General features: G+C 63.4%; 1 protein-coding gene. It reads left to right on the top strand.

What is annotated here, in order from left to right; all coding sequences use genetic code 11:
• Positions 1–1,401, top strand: a 1,401-nt coding sequence (gene istA, locus IC50_RS38115) for an IS21-like element ISFK1 family transposase (protein WP_035716806.1), incomplete at its 5' end; no start/stop codon positions are given.
• Between the last annotated feature and the right edge of the window lie 87 nt (positions 1,402–1,488).

The following is a 1,488-nucleotide window of genomic DNA, read 5'->3' as shown; positions in this document are numbered from 1 at the left end:
TCTGCTGGGTTGAGCTGGCCGCTTCCGGAGGGAATGACCGATGAAGACCTGGAGCTTTTGCTTTTCCCGGCCCCACGACCAGCGTCTCAGAGCCCGCAGCGGCCGGTGCCCGACTGGAGCTACATCGATAAAGAGCTCCGCCGGCGCAACGTAACCCGTCGCCTGCTCTGGGAGGAGTATCGCGCCGTTAATCCCGACGGTTTCGGGTACACGTGGTTCTGCACTACCTACGAGGCCTGGAAGGGGCGGGTCCGACCTTCGATGCGGCAGATTCATCTGGGCGGCGAGAAGGTGTTCGTGGATTTCGCCGGCGACACCATCGACATCGTCGATCCCCTGACCGGGGAAGTGCAGCCGATGAAGCTGTTCGTCGCGGCGATGGGCGCTTCGAACTACACCTACGCCGAGGCCTGCCCCAGCGAGAGCTTGGCCGACTGGATCCGGGCCCACGTCAACTTGTTCACGTTTTTGAGCGGAACGCCGACGTTCGTGGTCTGCGACAACCTCAAAGCCGCCGTCAGCAACCCCGACCGCTACGATCCCGGCCTCAATCGCACTTATGCCGAGATGGCGAGCCATTACGGCACGGCCATTCTCGCCGCACGGCCGCGGCGCCCAAAAGACAAGGCGAAGGTCGAGGTCGCGGTGCAAATCGCCCAGCGCTGGATTCTGGCCCGGCTGCGCAATCAGCGCTTCTTTTCCCGGGCCGAGCTCAACGCCGCCATCAAGACACTCGTCGACGAACTCAATGCTCGTCAAATGCGTGGCTTCGGCTCAAGCCGCGCCGAACTGTTTGCCGAACTCGACAAACCCAAGCTAACCCCGCTGCCAGATCAGCCTTATGCCTTCGCACGCTGGAAGCGCTGCCGCCTCGCTCCCGATTATCATGTCGAGGTCGACGGCCATTGGTACTCCGCGCCGTATCGTCTGATTGGCGAGCTGGTCGATGCCCGTATCGACGATCGGACGGTCGAGATCTTCCACAAGGGCCAGCGGATCGCCAGCCATGCCCGCGCGCCCAACCGACGCGGACACACCACCATCGCCGACCACATGCCCAGCGCCCATCGCCGCTACGGCGAATGGACCCCCGCCGCGGTGATCGCCGCCGGCGAGCGGATCGGTCCTTCGACAGCAGCGTTTTTCCAGGCCGTGATCGACGCCCGGCCCCATCCAGAACAAGGCTTTCGAACCTGCTTTGGCAGTATGGCGCTCGTCAAAAGCTACGGCGCCGAACGCCTCGACGCAGCCTGCCGGAGGGGCATCCTCATCAAGGCGCGCTCCGTCGCCTCGATTAGATCGATCCTCCAGAACGGCCTCGATCGCACGTTCTTCGACGAATCTTTCGAGCACCAGCCCCTGCGCCACGGCAACATCCGCGGACGCGACTACTTCCACTGAAGCAAGGAGAGACCCGGCATGCTTAACCACCCAACCCACGAACGGCTGATCGAGCTTGGCCTGACCGGAATGGCCAAGGCCTTCGAG

Source organism: Bradyrhizobium genomosp. I (2014) (assembly GCF_000261685.1).
Taxonomy (GTDB): domain Bacteria; phylum Pseudomonadota; class Alphaproteobacteria; order Rhizobiales; family Xanthobacteraceae; genus Bradyrhizobium.
Note: the sequence above shows the minus strand (reverse complement) of the source record. Positions and strands in the feature narration are given on the sequence as shown.